The sequence below is a fragment of the Sphaerisporangium rufum genome (assembly GCF_016863395.1).
In the GTDB taxonomy this organism is placed as follows: Bacteria; Actinomycetota; Actinomycetes; order Streptosporangiales; family Streptosporangiaceae; genus Sphaerisporangium; species Sphaerisporangium rufum.
The window spans coordinates 102749-120153 of record NZ_BOOU01000036.1; the positions used below are offsets into that span (position 1 = coordinate 102749).

Here is a 17405-nt window from a genome sequence, read left to right on the forward strand (position 1 = left end):
GCGGCGCTCGGCGGTGGCCGGCCGCCGGCCTTGGTAACGTCCCATGCCGTGTGGATGACCTGGCGGGAGGCCATGCGCCGTGCCCTGTACGGCGAGAACGGTTTCTACCTCCGGGAGCGCCCCCGCGGCCATTTCCGCACCTCGGTGAGCGCCACCCCGGCGTTCGGCCGGGCGGTGCTGCGCCTGCTGACCACGGTGGACGACACGCTCGGCCGCCCGGCCCGGCTCGACCTGGTGGACGTCGGCTCGGGGGACGGCTCGCTGCTCACCCAGGTGCTGCACGCCGCCGCCGGCACCCCGGCGGCCGGCCGGCTCCACCCGGTGGCGGTGGACCTGTCGCCCCGCCCCGCGGACCTGGACCCGGCCGTCACCTGGTCGGCCACCCTGCCCGAGTCGATCACCGGGCTGGTGGTCGCCAACGAGTGGCTGGACAACATCCCGCTGGACGTGGTGGAGGCCGCTCCCTGCGGGCCACGGGTGGTGCTGGTCGACCCGGCGACCGGCGCCGAACGGCTGGGCGGCCCGCCGGACGAGGCGGACGCGCGCTGGCTCGCCCGGTGGTGGCCGCTCGGCGCCACCGGCCGGCGCGCCGAGGTCGGCCGGCCGCGCGACGCGGCCTGGGCCGCGGTGATCCGGCGGCTGGCGGGCGGCCTGGCGGTGGCCGCCGACTACGCGCACGCGGCGGGCGGGCGGCCGCCCGGCGGCACCCTGGCGGGTTACCGGGACGGTGCCCGCGTCCCGGCCGTGCCGGACGGGTCGTGCGACATCACCGCGCACGTCGCGCTGGACGCCTGCGCGGCGGCCGGCGAGCGGGCCGGGGCGACGGCCACCACGCTGCGCACCCAGCGGGACGCGTTACGCGAGCTGGGCGTCGTCGGCGCCCGGCCACCGCTGGCCCTGGCCGGCACCGACCCGGGCGGCTACCTCCGGGCGCTGGCCCGGGCGGGCGAGGACGCCGAGCTGATCGACCCGGCCGGCCTCGGCGGGTTCGGCTGGCTCAGCCAGTGGCGGCGCTGACCGCCGGCCGCCCGGTGGCCACCTTGAGCGAGGTGAGCCCGCGGATGACGTAGTTCGGCGCCCAGGACGGCTCCTCGACGAGCTCCATCTCCGGGGCGGCCCGCAGCAGCGCCCCGAACGACTCGATCAGCTCGATCCGGGCCAGCGGCGCCCCCAGGCAGTAATGGATGCCCGCACCGAAAGAGATGTGCGGATTGTCCACCCGGCCAAGATCCAGCCGGTCCGGCTCGGCGAAGACCTCCGGGTCGCGGTTCGCCGAGCCGAACAGCAGCGCCACCTCCGCGCCCCGCGGGACGCGCACGCCACCGATCTCCACGTCCTCGAACACCCAGCGCTCGAAGAGCTGCAACGGCGTGTCCCAGCGCATCAGCTCCTCGACGGCCCGGGGCAGCAGCGCCGGGTCCGCGCGCAGCCGGGCCAGCTCGCCGGGGTTGCGGAACAGCGACCACCAGCCGTTGCCGGTCACGTTCACCGTCGCCTCGTGGCCGGCGTTGAGCAGCAGGACGCAGGTGCCGACCAGCTCGTCCTCGGTCAGCCGGTCCCCCTCGTCCACCACCCGGGCCAGCGCGCTGATCAGGTCGTCGCCCGGCTCGCGGCGGCGCTCGGCGGCCAGGGACCGCAGGTAGCCGGCGAACTCCTCGGCGGCCCGGGCCGCCCGGTGCTGCGTCTCGACCGGCGGGTTGAGCTCATACATGCCGCAGATGTCCGCCGACCAGGGCCGCAGCAGGTGGCGGTCGGCCGGCGGGATGCCGAGCATCTCGGCGATCACCGTCACCGGCAGCGGCTCGGCCACCTCGGCGATCAGGTCGCCGCCGCCGCGGGCGACGAACGCGTCCACCAGGCCGCCGGCGATGCGGCGCACCCGGGGCCGCAGCTCCTCGACCATGCGCGGGGTGAACGCCCGGGACACCAGGCGGCGCAGCCGGGTGTGCACCGGCGGCTCCACGTCCAGCATGCCGGCCCGGGTCACCCGCCAGAACGGCTCCTGGAAGGCCGGCTCGGGCTCGCGGCCGAACTCCTCGTGCGTGGCGACGTGCAGGTAGGAGCGGCCGAGCCGCCGGTCGCGCAGCGCCGCGTTGACGTCGCGGTGCCGGGCGACCAGCCACTGCCCGGTCGGCTCGAAGAAGCTCACCGGCGCGCTGTCACGCAGCTCCCGGTAGGCGTCGTAGGGATGGGCGACGAACTCCGGACTCCACGGGTCGAAAACCACCAGACCATGGTAAACACCCCGGTGGCCGCCCGGGGCGGCCCCGGCGGATCAGGACTTCGGCGCGGCCCCGGCCCCGGACCCGGGCTCGGTCTCGGCCCTGACCTCGGGCCGGGCCTCGGACCGGGCCTCGGGCCTGGACCCGGGCTCGGTCTCGGACGTGGCCTCGGACCCGGGCTCCGACTCGTAACGCTCGTGCAGCTGGACCGGCCGCTGCCGGCCGGCCTTGCGGCGGGACCGGATGTTCAGCAGCTCGACGCCGAGCGCGAAGGCCATCGAGAAGTAGATGTAGCCCTTGGCGATGTGCTGCTCGAAGCCCTCGGCGATCAGCACCACCCCGATCAGCACCAGGAAGGCCAGCGCCAGCATCTTGATGCTGGGGTGCCGCTCGACGAACTCGCTGATGGGCTTGGCCGCGACCAGCATCACCCCGACCGCGACGACCACCGCGGCGATCATCACGCCGATCTCGTCCACCATGCCGACCGCGGTGATCACCGAGTCCAGCGAGAACACCACGTCCAGCAGCATGATCTGCACCAGCACCCCGGTGAAGGACACCGCGGCCGCCTTGCCGCCGGAGTGACCCGACCCGCCCTCCAGGCTGTCGCCGATCTCGAAGGCGCTCTTGCCCAGCAGGAACAGCCCGCCGAGGATCAGGATCAGGTCACGCCCGGATATCTCCTGCCCGAGCACCTCGAACAGCGGCGCGGTCAGCCGGATCACCCACGACAGCGCGAGCAGCAGGGCCAGCCGGCTCACCAGGGCCAGCGCCAGGCCCAGCTTGCGGGCCTTGTCCCGCTGCTCGGCGGGCAGCTTCCCGCTCAGGATCGAGATGAAGATGATGTTGTCGATGCCGAGGACGATCTCAAGTGCGACCAGGGTGAGAAACCCGATCCAGATCTGCGGGTCTGCCACCCATGCCATCGCTGTTCCTCCGGAGATCGTGAAGGCCCCACCCGCCCGGCGCGGGTAGGGCATGCCACCTCAACGCTCCAGGGGGCGGCAAAGTTCGCGACCCGCCGCGAAGATTTACCCGTTTCGGAAGGTTGCGCCGGCGCCGGGCCGGTGGGTTATAGTCCCGGTAGGTCATGAGTGCCAGCGTCAAGCCCCGGCTCGCTGGCCGGCAACCCTCGCGCTCGCGGCGGGGTGCCCCGGGTGAGGACCAGGTCCGGCACGAGGTGTGCCGGACAAGCGCGGGCTCCGTCACCTAACGCCATGCCGGGGTCCCATGACCTCAGGAGGCAGGCGTGTCCGTGCTCACCGTCCTTGCGGCCCAGTCCCCCGCGACTTCCGGCGCCGCCGTTCCGGCCGGCGGCCGGGCCGCGCCCTCGGCGCCGTCCGGCGGCGCGGCCGCCGTTCCCGCGGTGCTCGGCGCCGACCTGGAGGTGCCCGTCAAGGGCGGCCGGCTGGTCCGGTACGCCAACCTGGACTACGCGGCGAGCGCCCCCTGCCTGGCACCGGTGCGCGACGCGGTGACCGCCGCGCTGCCGGCCTACTCCAGCGTGCACCGGGGCGCCGGGTACGCCTCGCAGCTCACCACGGCGCGCTACGAGCAGGCCAGGCACACCGTGCGGTCCTTCGTCGGCGCCCGGCCCGGGGACGCCGTCGTGTTCACCCGCAACACCACCGACGCGGCCAACCTGCTGGCCAGGTGCCTGCCCGCGGGCACCACCGTCGTGGTCTTCGAGACCGAGCACCACGCCGCCCTGCTGCCCTGGCCGGACGCGGTGCGGCTCGCGCCGCCGGAGTTCCCGGGCGAGGCGGTCCGCGCCGCGGACGAGACCCTCGCCGCCATCGACGGGCCGAAGCTGCTGGTCGTCACCGCCGCCTCCAACGTCACCGGCGAGCTGTGGCCGATCGCCGCGCTGACCCACATCGCGCACCGGCACGGCGCCCGCGTCCTGGTGGACGCCGCGCAGCTCGTCCCGCACCGCCGGCTGAACCTGACCGCGCTGGACCTGGACTACGTGATGTTCTCCGGTCACAAGCTGTACGCCCCGTTCGGGGCGGGCGCGCTGGTGGGCCGGGCCGACTGGCTGGCCGAGGCCGAGCCCTACCTGCACGGCGGCGGCGCGTCCACGGCCGTCACCGGCGGTGCCGGACAGGGGCGGCCGCCGGCCGTCGAGTGGAGCGCCGACCCCGAGCAGCGGCACGAGGCCGGCACGCCGAACGTGCTGGGCGCCATCGCGCTGGCCGCCGCGTGCGACGCCCTGTCGGCGACCGGCTGGATCGGGCCGATGCGGGAGGAGGAGCGGCTGCTGGGGCTGCTCCGCGACGGCCTGGCCGGCATCGAGGGGGTCCACGAGCTGTCGCTGTGGGGCCCCGGCCACCCGCGCGTCGGCATCGTGTCCTTCGTGGTGACCGGCTGGACGGCCCGGCGGGTCGCCGAGACGCTGTCGGCCGAGTACGGCATCGGCGTGCGGGACGGCAGGTTCTGCGCCCATCCGTTCGTCCGGCACCTGCTGGACGGCATCGGGCACACCGCGGCCGGCGACTGCGCGGACGGCACGGCGGGCGCCGTCCGCGCGTCCATCGGCATCGGGACCACCGAGGAGCACGTCCGCCGGCTGGTCGCCGCGGTCGCGGATCTCGCCGCGCGCCGCTGACATGGCAGCATGGGCGGCATGACCGAACCTCCCGCCGCGGCCCGCCCGGGGCGCACCGAGCGCACGGTGGGCATGGGGGCCGGCGCCAAGGAGCTCGCCGCCGAGGACGTGATCCTCAACATCGGGCCGCAGCACCCGTCGACGCACGGCGTGCTGCGGCTGCGGCTGGCGCTGGCCGGCGAGCGCGTCGAGGCCGCCGAACCGATCATCGGCTACATGCACCGCGGCGCGGAGAAGCTCTTCGAGGTGCGCGACTACCGGCAGATCATCGTGCTGGCCAACCGGCACGACTGGCTGTCGGCCTTCGCCAATGAGCTCGGCGTGGTGCTCGCGGTCGAGCGCATGCTCGGCATGGAGGTGCCGGTGCGGGCGGTGTGGGCGCGGACGCTGCTCGCCGAGCTGAACCGGGTGCTCAGCCACCTGATGTTCCTCGGCGCCTACCCGATGGAGCTCGGCGCGGTCACCCCGGGCCTGGCCGCGCTCCGCGCCCGCGAGACGCTGCAGGCGGTGCTGGAGGAGGTCTCCGGCGGCCGGCTGCATTACATGTTCAACCGGGTGGGCGGGCTGAAGGAGGACCTGCCGGACGGCTGGCCGGCGCGGACCGCCGCCGCCGTCGGCGAGGTGCGCCGCGGACTGCCCGACCTGGAGCGGCTCATCCTCGACAACGAGCTCTTCCTGGCCCGCACCAAGGGCATCGGCGTGCTCGACCCCGAGACGGTCATGCAGTACGGGGTGAGCGGCCCGATCGCCCGGGCCTCCGGCGTCGATCTGGACCTGCGCCGCGACGAACCGTACCTGGCCTACGGCGAGCTGCCGGTCCGGGTGGTCACCCGGACGGCCGGCGACTGCCACGCCCGGTTCGAGGTGCTGCTCGAACAGGTCAAGGTGTCGCTGGACCTGGCCGACGCCTGCCTGGCGCGGCTGCGGTCGCTGCCGCCGGGGCCGATCGGCCAGCGGCTGCCCAAGGTGCTGAAGGTGCCCGAGGGCCACACCTACGCCTGGACGGAGAACCCGCTCGGCCTGAACGGGTACTACCTGGTGTCCCGGGGCGAGAAGACCCCGTGGCGGCTCAAGCTGCGCAGCGCGTCGTACAGCAACGTCCAGGTGCTGCGCGAGATGCTGCCCGGGGCGCTCGTCGCCGACCTGGTGGCGATCCTCGGCTCGATGTTCTTCGTCGTGGGCGACATCGACCGGTGACCGACAGCCCGAGCACCCGCTGACCTGGGACGACGCGACGAGATCCGTCCGGCTGGTTTAACCGGCCGCCTCCGGCGCAGAAGACCGGTGTAAAGGGACAGGGGTTGATGAAAAGGGTGGCTCCTTGCAGCGCGAGGCCCGGCTTCGGCCGGGCCTCGCGGGTTTCGGCCGCCGCCCCGGCCACCTGACCGCCACCTCGTACCCACGCCCGCGCCGCGTCCTTGACCGCGCCTCATCCTTGTGGGCCGCGCCGCGTGCTTGGCCGCGCTCCACCCTTGACGGCCGCGCCTCGTCCCGGCGCCGCACCTGGTGACCTCAGGCGCGGGCCTCGTCGTCCGGGTCGCGCGGCACCCGGCAGCAGTGCTCCAGGAACAACGCCGCGCACACCAGCGCGACGCACGCCACCAGCGAGCCGCCGGCCAGGAAGAGGTCGCGCCGCGGAGTGTCCTGGTCGAACAGCGGCAGCACGTAGAGCACGAACCCGGCGAAGATCCCGGCCAGCGCCGCCCCCACGTACGCGGACGCCTTTGCCAGCGCGGCCAGCCGGGCCACCGCGAGCGGCTCCACCGGCTCGGTGCCCGGCCGGCGCTGGATGCGCGCCCGCGTCGCCCACCCGCTGTAGGCCTCGCCGACGGCGAGCAGCAGCAGCGTCGGGATGGCCGTCCACGGCACGGTGGGCAGGTCGGAGTAGACCTGCTGCAACACCGCCCAGGTCACGGCCGCGAACCCGGCCAGCAGCAGAACGAGCACGCCGGGCCGGCTCGGTGTCACGTCGGAACCTCCTTCTCGTGCCGTGCCCGTCGCTGTCGGCTCGGCACCCCCACTCTGCTCCATCGCCGGCCGTGCCGCGCCGGCGGGCCGCCGCCCGCCCGGTCACCGGCATCTCCCGGCCGGAGACGTCAGCCGGGCGGCTGCAGGGCCAGGTCGGCGCGCAGGCGCACCCCGCTCTGGTCGAGGTCGGCGAGCAGCCCGGCCACCGAACCGCGGCCGGGCAGCACCGCACCCGGATCGGCCTGTGCCCACGGGACCAGCACGAACGCCCGCTCGTGCGCCAGCGGGTGCGGCAGGGTCAGCTCGGGATCGTCGGACATCAGGTCACCGACCATGATCACATCGACGTCCAGGGTGCGCGGGCCCCACGGCTCCTCGCGCACCCGCCCGAACGCGGTCTCCACCCCGAGCGCGCGCTCGAGGATGGCCCGCGGGCCGAGCGTCATGGTCCGGCCGACCACCACCGCGTTGAAGTAGGCCCGCTGATCCGGCGGGCCGCCCACCGGATCGGTCTCGTACACCGGGGACAGGGCCACGAACTCCAGGCCGGGCGCGTCGAAGAGCGCGTCGACCGCGCCCTGCAGCGTGTCGAAGCGGCGGCCGATGTTGCTGCCGAGCGCCAGAACGACCTTCATCGCCTCCGCCTCCTCACCGTCACCACCACGTCGTCGAACGGGACCGGGATGGGCGCGGCCGGCTTGTGCACCCGCACCTCGGCCTCCTCGACCAGCCCGCCCGCCAGGCACTCGTCGGCCAGCCGCCCGGCCAGCGTCTCGATCAGGGCGACCGGCTCGCCCTCGACCACCCGGGCGAGCCGGACCGCCAGCTCGCCGTAGTCGACCGTCCGGCCCAGGTCGTCGGCGGCGGCGGCCGGCGCGGTGTCCAGACGCAGCGTGACGTCGACCACGAACTCCTGCCCGAGCTCCCGCTCGGCGGGCAGGAAGCCGTGCCGGCCGCGGGCGCGCAGCCCGACCAGGCTGATCGTGTCGGTGCTCATCGCCCGGTCACTCCTCGGTCTCCTCCTCGTCGTCGTCCCCCTGCAGCACCGGGGAGCCGTGGTAGAACCACAGCCGCCAGCCCTCCGCGACCCGCACGAAGGTGTGCGTCGCGACCACCCGGCCGGCGGCGAACGTGGCCTCCTCGCTGTCGGCCGCGGTGAGGATGTTCTCCACGCAGGTCAGCACCGCCACGTCGCCGACCACCGTGGTGCGCACGTCGGTGAGCACGAACTGGATGTACGGCGTGTTCGCCATGATCAGTGCCCAGGAGCGCAGTACCTCGGCCCGCCCGCTGAGCATCGGCCAGCCCGGGTGGACGCAGGTGGCCACCCGGTTCGGCGTCTCCTCCGCCCAGATCTCGGTCATCCGGTCCAGATCGCCGCTCTCGATCGAGTTGTAGAACGCCTCGTTGAGCTTCTCGATCTCGGCCGCCGTCGTGCTCATCGGGGCTCCTCCGCCTCCTGCCAGGCCGCCGCCACGCGCACCGCGTCGGCGTTGGAACGCACATGGTGGACCCGCACGCACCAGGCGCCGGCCCGCGCGGCGAGCGCGGTCACCGCCAGGGTGGCGTCATCACAACCGTCGAACGGCCGTGGCCCGCCGTCCGGGCCGGCCAGCAGCCGGCCGAGGAACCTCTTGCGCGACGCGCCGATGATGATGGGACGCCCGAGCTCGGCGAGCCGCGGCATCCCGGCCAGCAGCGCCCAGTTGTGCTCGGCGCCCTTGGCGAAGCCGAGACCGGGATCGATCACGACGTGGTCCTCGGCCACCCCTTCGGCCAGCACCGAGTCGACCCGCTTGCGCAGCTCCTCGGCGACCTCGGTCACCACGTCGGAGTAGACCGCCCGGCGGTCCATCTCGTGGCTGTGGCCGCGCCAGTGCATGACCACGTACGGCACGCCGGCCGCGGCCACCACCCGCGGCATCGCCGGGTCGGCCAGCCCGCCGCTGACGTCGTTGACCAGCCGCGCGCCCGCCACGACCGCGGCCTCGGCGACCTCGGCCCGCATGGTGTCCACGCTGACCGGCACCCCCGCGGCGGCCAGCGCCCGGATGACCGGGACGACCCGGCGCAGCTCCTCGTCCGGCGGCACCCGGACGGCGCCCGGCCGGGTGGACTCGCCGCCCACGTCGACCAGGTCGGCGCCCTGCGCCACCAGGTCGAGCCCGTGGCGCACCGCCGCCTCCGGGTCGAACCACCGGCCACCGTCGGAGAAGGAGTCGGGCGTGACATTGACCACGCCCATGACCAGGCAACGGCCCTCGTCGGGCAGGCCCGGCACCGTCGGTGTGGTCATGGGGTCAAGCCTAGGCGCTACCCCGTGGCGCTCCGCGCCATGGGCCCGGCTTGTGGATAACGAATAGGATCCGCCCGGCCGGTCCGCATGCGGGGCCGGCGGGCCGGCCCGGCCGCCGCGACGCCCGGGCCGGGCGGGCCGGGGATCAGTGGTGCCCGAGGATGAGGGCCATCGCTTCGGCGCGGGTCCGGTCGCTGTTGCGGAAATCGCCGCGCACCGCGGAGGTGATGGTCTTGGCGCCCGGCTTGCGCACCCCGCGCATGGTCATGCACAGGTGCTCGGCCTCGATGACCACGATGACCCCGCGCGGGGCCAGCACGGCCATCAGCGCGTCGGCGACCTGCGAGGTCATCCGCTCCTGGACCTGCGGGCGGCGGGCGTAGACGTCGACCAGCCGGGCCAGCTTGGACAGCCCGGTGATCTGGCCCTTCTCGTTCGGGATGTAGCCGACGTGCGCGACACCGTGGAACGGGACGAGATGGTGCTCGCAGGTGGAGAACACCTCGATGTCCTTCACCAGCACCATCTCGTCGTGGTCGGCGTCGAAAACGGTGGTCAGCACGTCCTCGGGCGTCTGCCCGAGGCCGGCGAACTGTTCGGCGTAGGCCCGGGCCACCCGGGCCGGGGTCGCGCGCAGGCCGTCGCGGTCCGGATCTTCGCCGATGGCGAGCAGGATCTCCCGCACCGCCTTCTCGATCCGGTCCGCGTCGACCTTCAGGGGTGTGACGCTCAACGCGTCACGCCTCGTCGTGCGGTGCCGGCCGGGCGTCCTGTACGCCGAGCGGGCCGGGCACCGCCGGGTTGCCGTTGCCGGCGGGGTTGCCGTTGCCCGCGGGCAGCGCCGCGCCGTTGCCGTTCCCGGCGACCTCCTTGGGGGTGCGGATGGGCGGCCGGTCAGAGGGCAGCCGCTTGCCGTACCCGGAGTACGACGGCCGCTTCTCCCGGACCACCACCGGCGCGAAGATCTGCAGCACCTGCTCGCGGGAGAGGGTCTCCTTCTCCATGAGCTCCAGCACCAGGTTGTCGAGCACGTCGCGGTACTCGACGAGGATCTCCCAGGCCTGGTCGTGCCCGGCCTCGATCAGCCGGCGGACCTCCTCGTCGATCGTCGAGGCGATCTTCTCGGAGTAGTCGCGCTCGTGGCCCATGTCGCGGCCGAGGAACACCTCGCTGTTGCCGCTGCCGAACTTGCGGGCGCCCAGGTGCTCGCTCATGCCGTACTCGGTCACCATGCGCCGGGCGATCGAAGTGGCCTTCTCGATGTCGTTGGCCGCGCCGGTGGTCGGCTCGTGGAAGACCAGCTCCTCGGCGGTGCGCCCGCCGAGCAGCATCGCCAGCTGGTCGAGCATCTCCGACCGGGTGGCCAGGAACTTGTCCTCCATGGGGAGGGTCATGGTGTAACCGAGCGCCCGGCCCCGGGACAGGATGGTGATCTTGTGCACCGGGTCGGAGTTCGGCAGCGCGTGCGCCACGAGCGCGTGACCGCCCTCGTGGTAAGCGATGATCTTCTTCTCCTGGTCGGACATGACCCGGCTCTTACGCTCCGGACCCGCCATCACCCGGTCGATGGACTCCTCGAGGGTGTTCATCGTGATGAGCTTCTGGTCCTGGCGGGCGGTCAGCAGCGCGGCCTCGTTGATCACGTTGGCCAGGTCGGCGCCGGTGAACCCCGGGGTGCGGCGGGCGATGACGTCGAGGTCGACGTCCTGGGCGAACGGCTTGCCGCGCCCGTGCACGCGCAGGATGCCCTTGCGGCCCTCCAGGTCCGGCCGGTCGATGACGACCTGGCGGTCGAACCGGCCCGGGCGCAGCAGCGCCGGGTCGAGGATGTCGGGCCGGTTGGTCGCCGCGATGAGGATCACGCCGCCCTTGACGTCGAAGCCGTCCATCTCGACCAGCAGCTGGTTCAGCGTCTGCTCGCGCTCGTCGTGGCCGCCGCCGAGGCCCGCGCCGCGGTGCCGGCCGACGGCGTCGATCTCGTCGATGAAGATGATCGCGGGGGCGTTGGCCTTGGCCTGCTCGAACAGGTCACGGACCCGGGAGGCGCCGACACCGACGAACATCTCGACGAAGTCGGAGCCGGAGATCGAGTAGAACGGCACGCCGGCCTCGCCGGCGACCGCCCGCGCGAGCAGGGTCTTGCCGGTGCCGGGCGGGCCGTACAGCAGCACACCCTTGGGGATCTTCGCGCCGATCGCCTGGAACTTGGCCGGGGCCTGCAGGAACTCCTTGATCTCGTGGAGTTCCTCGATGGCCTCGTCGGCGCCCGCGACGTCGGCGAAAGTGGTCTTGGGGGTGTCCTTGGTGATGAGCTTCGCCTTGGACTTCCCGAAGTTCATCACCCGGGAGCCGCCGCCCTGCATCTGGTTCATGATGAACAGGAAGAGCAGCACGATCACGACGATGGGCAGGAAGCTCACCAGCAGGCCGACCAGGAAGTTCTCGGTCGGCACGTTGACCTTGTAGCCGCCGGGCAGCTTGCCGGCGTCCTTCTGGGCCTGGAGCTGCTTGACCAGGTCGACGCCCTGGCCGGTCACCCAGTACGAGTAGAAGCGGTCCTCGCCGTCGATCTTCTGGGCCGTCTTGATCTCGATGCGCTGGTCCTTGTCGACGACCACCGCGTTGTTGACGTTGCCCTTTTGAATCTGCTCGACGACGAAGGAGGTGTCTCGCTGGGCGTAGTTGCTGTTACCGCTCCAGAACGTGGAGGCGAGAAGGAGCAGCACGACGATGCCCAGGATCCACAGCAGTGGCCCACGTGTAAATCGCTTGAGATCCATCCGATGCGGAACCCCTGCGGGCCCGTCCCTTCCTGAAACGGCCTGATGCCCCGGGCGGACCCGGGGTTAGCGGCATCCCTAACCGCTCCCTCAACTGCGACTGCCCGGAGGCAGCAACGCACCTTCGGACACCCGAAGGTACACCGGGCCGCCGCGCAGGGTCACTGCCCCGGCGGCACCGGGTTTGTTCTACCAACGTACGTCAGCCTGCCCGGTGTTCCCCACCTGGAGACCCGATAAGGACCGATCTTCGAGGCCACCGAGCCGGGAATTCGCTGAGGGCTTACTCGCCGCCGTAGACATGCGGGGCGAGGGTGCCGATGAAGGGCAGGTTCCGGTAACGCTCCGCGAAGTCCAGCCCGTAACCGATCACGAATTCATTGGGGATGTCGAAACCGACATATTTCACATCGATCGGCACCTTGACCGCATCGGGCTTGCGGAGCAGGGTGCAGATCTCCACCGAGGCCGCGTCGCGCGACCGCAGGTTGTGGATCAGCCACGACAGCGTCAGCCCGGAGTCGATGATGTCCTCCACCACCAGCACGTGCCGGCCGGCGATGTCGGTGTCCAGGTCCTTGAGGGTGCGCACCACCCCGGACGACCTGGTGCCCGCGCCGTAGGACGAGACGGCCATCCAGTCCATCTGCACGTCGATGTGCAGCGCGCGCGCCAGGTCGGCCATGACCATGACCGCCCCCTTGAGCACCCCGACGATGAGGAGGTTCTTGCCCGCGTAGTCGGTGTCTATCCGGCCGGCGAGCTCCCTGATCTTCGCCTGGAGTTCTTCCTCGGGGATGAGGACCTTCTCGAGGTCGTTGCCCATGTCGGCTGCGTCCACCTGGGGGTTTCCTTCATGTGAGGGTGCTGGCGAATATCAGGGTGCCATACCGCCTCACCACGGCCACCCCCCCGGGTAGCTCCACGCGGCGCTGCCCGTGCCAGGCGGTGACCAGCCGGTCCGCCTGCTCGATGTGCACCGCGGCGAGCGCGGACGCCTCCGCGCCCGCCGCCAGCGCCGCCCGGCGGATCACCCGGCGGCGCACCGCGCCGGGCAGCACGGCCAGCCGCTCCACCGCCAGCCCGTGGCCGGTCCCGGCCGCCCCGGCGCCCGCCGTCCCGGTTTCCGGCGCCTTGGTATCCGCCGGCCCGGCATGCAGGGCCTCGGTGTCCGTCGCATCGGTGTCCGTCGCCTTAGTGTCCGCCGGCCCGGTGTCCGCCGGCCCGATGTCCGCCGGCCCGGTGTCCGCCGGCCCGGGGTGCAGGGCCTCGGTGTACGCCGCCTCGGCCCACGCGTCCAGGGCGTCGGCGTCGTCCCGGCACAGCGCCGCGGTGCGGGCGAGCGCCTCGGTGACGCCGGGGCCGAGCGCCCGCTGGAGCGCCGGCAGCACGTCGCGCCGGACCCGCACCCGGGTGAAGGCCCGGTCGGCGTTGTGCGGGTCCTCCCAGGGCCGCAGGCCGAGCGCCGCGCACGCCGCCCGGGTGCTCTCCCGGCCGGCGCCGAGCAGCGGACGCCGGTAGACGCCGGCCGCCGCGGGCATGCCGGCCAGCGACCGGGTGCCGCTGCCGCGGGCCAGCCGCAGCAGCACGGTCTCGGCCTGGTCGTCCCGGGTGTGCCCGAGCAGCACCGCGACGGCGCCGAGCCGCCCGGCGGCGGCGCCCAGCGCGGCGTACCGGGCGTCCCGGGCGGCCGCCTCCGGGCCGCCGGCCCGGCCCACCGTGACCGTCAGCGCCTCGGCGGGCGAAAGGCCGAACGACGCGGCGAGCGCGGCGACCTCGCGGGCCCGCGCCGCCGACCCCTCCTGCAGGCCGTGGTCGACGGTGAGCAAACCGGCCCGCAGGCCCAGGCGGGGGGCGACGAACCCCAGACAGGCGGCCAGCGCCAGCGAGTCGCTCCCGCCGCTGCACGCGGCGAGCACCAGGCCGCCCGGCGGCAGGTCGGCCAGCGCGAGCCGCAGCGCGCGGCGGATCTCGGCGACGGCGGGATGCGGGCCCATGCCCCAAGTGTGCCGCCCCGCCGGGGCCGGGCCGGTCCGGCGCTCCCGGAACCCGGCCCTGTCCTCCAAGGAGCGCCCGGCGAGACCGCCTTATCCGGGGCGGTCCGGGGGTGCCCGCTGGAGACGTCTGCGCACGACCCGCCCGGCGGAAGGCGGTCCCTGAGCGACGTGCCCGCTGGAGGCGTCTTCGCTGGGACCCGCCCGCCGGAGGCCGCCCTGAAGGGGACGTGCCCGTGGACCCGGCCGGTCAGGCGCCGCCGGACGGGGGCCCCCCGGGGGCGTCCGTGCCGTCGACGCCGCTCGTACCGCTCGTACCGTTCGAGCCGTGCGAGCCGTTCGAGTCGCTCACCGGCGGGAGTTCGGGGGCTCGGACGACGCGGGAGATCCACCGTTCCGGGTTCTTGATCTCCTCGTGGTCCGGCAGCGTCGTCGGCGAGCCCCAGACGCGGTTGAACCCGTCGATGCCCACCTCGTCCACGACCTTGCGGACGAACGCCGACCCCTCGGCGTACTGCTTCATCTTCAAATCGATGCCGAGCAGGCGCCGCAGCGTGCGGTCGAACCGGGAACCGCCCTCGCGGCGGTGCTGGAACTTGGCCCGGATGTCGGCCACCGACGGCACCACCGACGGGCCGACCGCGTCCATGACGTAGTCGCCGTGCCCCTCGACCAGCGTCATCACCGCGGTGAGCCGGTCGAGGATCTCCTTCTGCTCGGGAGTCTGGATGGCGTCGATCAGGTTGCCCTGGCCGCCCTTGATCGCGTCGGCCACCGCGTCGGACGCGGCGCGCAGGCGCTCCAGCATGGTGCCGAGATCGAGGTCGGAGGCGAGCAGGAACTCGGTCATCTGGCCGCGGACGTACTCGCGCAGCCACGGGACCCCGGTGAACTGCACCCGGTGGGTCTCCTCGTGGAGGCAGACCCACAGCCGGAAGTCGCGCGGGCTGACCCGCAGCTCGCGCTCGGTGTGCACGATGTTGGGCGCGACCAGGGTGAGCCGGCCGGTGGGCGCCCGCCCGCTCGGGTCCGGCGGCAGGAACAGCTCGTACTGGCCGAGCACGCGGCTGGCGAGGAAGGCCAGCACCGCCCCGACCTCGACCCCGGTCACCCGGGAGCCGACGGCGCCCACGATGGCCGGGATCTGGTCCCGCCGGGCGTTCACCCGATCGGTGAGCGGCTCCAGGACGACCCGGAACCCCTCTACGTTGGCGCGGATCCAACCCGGACGGTCGACCACGGTGGCCTCCTCCGGCTCGGCGGCGCCGTCGATCCGCGCGAACTCCTGCACGTGCCCTTCCGCTTCGCGGGAGAGCCGGCGGAGCTCGCCGACGGCATGTCTGGCCTCTTCCCGGCTGACCTGAGGTCCGGGCCGGACGAGGCGGACGCCGGTGGAAACGGCGAGGTCCCAGTCGATCACCTGCATGTTCACCACCGTACGTCGTGGGACGAGCTCATGGGCACCCGCATGTGGCGACCAGTGCCGCCAGCCGGTCCAGCGCCCGTACCGCGCCCTGCGGGTCCTGGACGTCGTCGGCCATGAAGGCGAAGGAGACCACCCGGCCGTCGGCCGTCCTGGCCAGGCCGGTGAGGGTGTTCACGCCGTTGAGCGTGCCCGTTTTGGCGCGCACCACGCCCGCCGCAGGTTTTGTCGGGTCTTTGTCATATCTGCCACCGAGCGTGCCGGTGAATCCGGCCACCGGCAGGCCGCTGATCGCCGCGCGCAGCCGGGGCCGGCCGGGGGAGGCGGCCAGCGCCACCATGCGGGCCAGCGCCATCGGGCTGATCCGGTTGCGGGTCGACAGGCCGCTGCCGTCGTTCAGCGAGACGCCCCGCCCCACCCCGAGGTCGCGCAGCACGGCCTCGGTGGCCCGCGCCCCGCCGGTGAAGCCGGCCGGCCGGCCCTCCTTGATCGCGATCTGGTGGGCCAGCGCCTCGGCGAGGTCGTTGTCGCTCTCGGTCAGCATGTGCTCGACCAGCTCGTACACCGGCGGCGACGCGACCCGGGCGATCTCCCGCGCGCCCGCCGGAGCCTTCGCCCGGGCGGGCGACCGGCCCACCTTGACGCCGTCGCGGGCGAGCAGGGACGCGAACGCCGCCGCCGCCGACCGCGACGGGTCGGCCTGCCGGGCCGAGCGTCCGGGGTGCTCGCGGCCCTCGTCGATCATCAGCGCGGTGACCGGGGCCACGCTGCCCTCGGGGATGTAGCCGGGCTTCCAGCCGGGCGCGGTCCGCGGCCCGGAGAACAGCGAATCGTCGTAGCCCAGCCGCACCGAGGTGACGCCCGAGGCGCGCAGCGCCCGCGCGGTGCGGGCCGCCAGCGTGGCCAGCGACGCCCGCCGCGGATAGCCGTCCGCCCTGGCCTTGGGGCCGGCCAAGGTCGGGTCGCCGCCGCCGACCAGCACGATCATGCCGGACTTGGCGAGGACGACCCGGGTGGCGAGCTTGGCGTCCGGGCCCAGCGAGGTGAGCGCGGCGACCGCGGTCGCGACCTTGGTGGTGGAGGCGGGAGTGATCGCGGCGTCGGCCCGGGCGCCGAACAGCACCTCGCCGCTCGCCGCGTCCACGACCACGCCGCCGACGTCGCCGCCGAGCGCCGGGTCCTTCATCGCCCGGCCCAGCCGGCCGGCCAGGCTGCCCTTCCCGGGCACCGGCCCGCCGCCGCCCGGTGCCAGCACCGGCCCGGCGGTCGCCACCGCGACCTGGACCGGCGCGGGGGCGGCGGTCGCGGCGGGCGGCACCGGCGCCGGCCGGTCCAGCCCGCCGGACAGCAGGTGCGCCCCGGCGGCGCAGACGAACACCTGGAGCAGGGCGAGCGTCCCCACCGCGGCCAGGCGTTCTCGACGGACCACCGCACCGACCCCTTCCCCTGATGCGTCATCCTGGATAGACGCCTACGAGACATTAATGCCCTACCGGGATGCCCGGTGGCCTGAGCGGAGGAACCGCAGTGGAGTTCGACGTTGTCGTTGAGATCCCGAAAGGACAACGCAACAAGTACGAGGTGGATCATGTGAGCGGGCGCATCCGGCTGGACCGGATGCTCTTCACCTCCACGCAGTACCCCGCCGACTACGGTTTCATCGAGAACACCCTGGGCGAGGACGGCGACCCGCTGGACGCTCTGGTGCTCCTGCAGGAGCCGACCTTCCCCGGCTGCCTGATCAGTTGCCGAGCGGTCGGCATGTTCCGGATGACCGACGAGAAGGGCGGCGACGACAAGGTCCTGTGCGTGCCCGCCACCGACCCGCGGATGGAGCACATCCGCGACATCCACCACGTCCCGGAGTTCGACCGGCTGGAGATCCAGCACTTCTTCGAGGTCTACAAGGATCTGGAGCCCGGCAAGTCGGTCGAGGGGGCGAACTGGGTGGGCCGGGTCGAGGCGGAGCTGGAGATCCATCGGTCGATCAAGCGCCACCTCGACCAGGTGGCCGAGGCGGTGGAGCGCTCCGGAGAACCCGGCACCGCCCACTGATCACGCGTTCGGGGTGCGGCCGGGTCCGGTGGCCCGGCCGGCCGGCCGCGCGCCCG

At 73.5% G+C, this 17405-nt stretch carries 17 protein-coding genes and 1 riboswitch; of the genes, 4 read left to right on the forward strand and 13 right to left on the reverse strand.

What is annotated here, in order from left to right:
• The first annotated feature begins 54 nt into the window (after window positions 1-54).
• Window positions 55-1017 (forward strand): SAM-dependent methyltransferase, encoded by a 963-nt coding sequence (locus tag Sru01_RS12565; protein ID WP_203984453.1) that lies wholly within the window; start codon window positions 55-57, stop codon window positions 1015-1017.
• On the opposite strand, the gene Sru01_RS12570 is transcribed toward Sru01_RS12565, so the two are convergent.
• The gene (locus Sru01_RS12570; protein ID WP_203984454.1) at window positions 998-2227 is read right to left on the reverse strand and encodes a cytochrome P450; all 1230 of its coding nucleotides are present in this window, start codon (window positions 2225-2227) and stop codon (window positions 998-1000) included. The two genes, Sru01_RS12565 and Sru01_RS12570, sit on opposite strands and share 20 nt — an antisense overlap.
• A gap of 48 nt (window positions 2228-2275) precedes the next feature.
• A complete protein-coding gene (locus Sru01_RS12575) occupies window positions 2276-3151 on the reverse strand; it encodes a TerC family protein (protein WP_239137358.1) in 876 nt (291 codons plus the stop codon).
• A gap of 160 nt (window positions 3152-3311) precedes the next feature.
• A riboswitch (SAM riboswitch) is annotated at window positions 3312-3427 on the forward strand.
• Window positions 3428-3474: 47 nt separating this feature from the next.
• On the opposite strand from Sru01_RS12575, the gene Sru01_RS12580 reads away from it, so the two are divergent.
• Window positions 3475-4833 carry an aminotransferase class V-fold PLP-dependent enzyme gene (locus Sru01_RS12580; RefSeq protein ID WP_203984455.1) on the forward strand — a complete coding sequence of 453 codons (1359 nt, stop codon included), beginning with the start codon at window positions 3475-3477 and terminating at the stop codon, window positions 4831-4833.
• Window positions 4834-4851: 18 nt separating this feature from the next.
• Window positions 4852-6030 (forward strand): NADH-quinone oxidoreductase subunit D, encoded by a 1179-nt coding sequence (locus tag Sru01_RS12585; RefSeq protein ID WP_203984457.1) that lies wholly within the window; start codon window positions 4852-4854, stop codon window positions 6028-6030.
• Between the two features lie 315 nt (window positions 6031-6345).
• Here the strand turns inward: Sru01_RS12585 and Sru01_RS12590 are convergent, their stop codons facing one another.
• The 11 genes from Sru01_RS12590 to dacB form a co-directional block, all read right to left on the reverse strand.
• A complete protein-coding gene (locus tag Sru01_RS12590; protein ID WP_203984459.1) occupies window positions 6346-6801 on the reverse strand; it encodes a DUF3180 domain-containing protein in 456 nt (151 codons plus the stop codon).
• Window positions 6802-6929: 128 nt separating this feature from the next.
• Window positions 6930-7436: a 2-amino-4-hydroxy-6-hydroxymethyldihydropteridine diphosphokinase gene (folK, locus tag Sru01_RS12595; RefSeq protein ID WP_203984460.1), complete on the reverse strand. Its 507-nt coding sequence runs from the start codon at window positions 7434-7436 to the stop codon at window positions 6930-6932.
• Entirely contained in the window at window positions 7433-7798 is a 366-nt protein-coding gene (gene folB / locus Sru01_RS12600; RefSeq protein WP_203984461.1) for a dihydroneopterin aldolase, read from the reverse strand. The genes folK and folB overlap by 4 nt, the downstream gene beginning before the upstream one ends.
• A gap of 7 nt (window positions 7799-7805) precedes the next feature.
• On the reverse strand, window positions 7806-8243 hold the full coding sequence (locus tag Sru01_RS12605) for a nuclear transport factor 2 family protein (RefSeq protein ID WP_203984462.1): 438 nt from the start codon (window positions 8241-8243) through the stop codon (window positions 7806-7808).
• Entirely contained in the window at window positions 8240-9097 is an 858-nt protein-coding gene (folP, locus tag Sru01_RS12610; RefSeq protein WP_239137359.1) for a dihydropteroate synthase, read from the reverse strand. Before folP ends, Sru01_RS12605 begins: the two co-directional genes overlap by 4 nt.
• Before the next feature lie 145 nt (window positions 9098-9242).
• On the reverse strand, window positions 9243-9830 hold the full coding sequence (gene folE, locus Sru01_RS12615; protein WP_203984463.1) for a GTP cyclohydrolase I FolE: 588 nt from the start codon (window positions 9828-9830) through the stop codon (window positions 9243-9245).
• A 4-nt stretch (window positions 9831-9834) separates the two neighbouring features.
• Complete coding sequence (ftsH, locus tag Sru01_RS12620) at window positions 9835-11877, reverse strand: ATP-dependent zinc metalloprotease FtsH (protein ID WP_203984464.1); 2043 nt, start codon at window positions 11875-11877, stop codon at window positions 9835-9837.
• Window positions 11878-12160: 283 nt separating this feature from the next.
• Window positions 12161-12718 carry a hypoxanthine phosphoribosyltransferase gene (gene hpt, locus Sru01_RS12625; protein ID WP_239137360.1) on the reverse strand — a complete coding sequence of 186 codons (558 nt, stop codon included), beginning with the start codon at window positions 12716-12718 and terminating at the stop codon, window positions 12161-12163.
• Window positions 12719-12731: 13 nt separating this feature from the next.
• A complete protein-coding gene (tilS, locus tag Sru01_RS12630) occupies window positions 12732-13874 on the reverse strand; it encodes a tRNA lysidine(34) synthetase TilS (RefSeq protein WP_203984465.1) in 1143 nt (380 codons plus the stop codon).
• Between the two features lie 247 nt (window positions 13875-14121).
• Window positions 14122-15297 (reverse strand): Rv3626c family coenzyme F420 biosynthesis-associated protein, encoded by a 1176-nt coding sequence (locus Sru01_RS12635; protein WP_203984466.1) that lies wholly within the window; start codon window positions 15295-15297, stop codon window positions 14122-14124.
• Between the two features lie 28 nt (window positions 15298-15325).
• A complete protein-coding gene (dacB, locus tag Sru01_RS12640; RefSeq protein WP_203984468.1) occupies window positions 15326-16723 on the reverse strand; it encodes a D-alanyl-D-alanine carboxypeptidase/D-alanyl-D-alanine endopeptidase in 1398 nt (465 codons plus the stop codon).
• A 98-nt stretch (window positions 16724-16821) separates the two neighbouring features.
• On the opposite strand from dacB, the gene Sru01_RS12645 reads away from it, so the two are divergent.
• Window positions 16822-17349, forward strand: coding sequence for an inorganic diphosphatase (locus Sru01_RS12645; RefSeq protein ID WP_203984469.1), 528 nt, complete (start codon window positions 16822-16824; stop codon window positions 17347-17349).
• Window positions 17350-17405 lie beyond the last annotated feature (56 nt).

Bases quoted from the DNA above. Each gene is read 5' to 3' on its own strand.
- folB (WP_203984461.1), bottom strand. From the start codon at position 7,798: ATGAGCACCGACACGATCAGCCTGGTCGGGCTGCGCGCCCGCGGCCGG.
- ftsH (WP_203984464.1), bottom strand. From the start codon at position 11,877: ATGGATCTCAAGCGATTTACACGTGGGCCACTGCTGTGGATCCTGGGC.
- Sru01_RS12585 (WP_203984457.1), top strand. From the start codon at position 4,852: ATGACCGAACCTCCCGCCGCGGCCCGCCCGGGGCGCACCGAGCGCACG.
- folK (WP_203984460.1), bottom strand. From the start codon at position 7,436: ATGAAGGTCGTTCTGGCGCTCGGCAGCAACATCGGCCGCCGCTTCGAC.
- Sru01_RS12635 (WP_203984466.1), bottom strand. From the start codon at position 15,297: ATGCAGGTGATCGACTGGGACCTCGCCGTTTCCACCGGCGTCCGCCTC.
- Sru01_RS12565 (WP_203984453.1), top strand. From the start codon at position 55: ATGACCTGGCGGGAGGCCATGCGCCGTGCCCTGTACGGCGAGAACGGT.
- Sru01_RS12605 (WP_203984462.1), bottom strand. From the start codon at position 8,243: ATGAGCACGACGGCGGCCGAGATCGAGAAGCTCAACGAGGCGTTCTAC.
- folP (WP_239137359.1), bottom strand. From the start codon at position 9,097: ATGACCACACCGACGGTGCCGGGCCTGCCCGACGAGGGCCGTTGCCTG.
- tilS (WP_203984465.1), bottom strand. From the start codon at position 13,874: ATGGGCCCGCATCCCGCCGTCGCCGAGATCCGCCGCGCGCTGCGGCTC.
- Sru01_RS12575 (WP_239137358.1), bottom strand. From the start codon at position 3,151: ATGGCATGGGTGGCAGACCCGCAGATCTGGATCGGGTTTCTCACCCTG.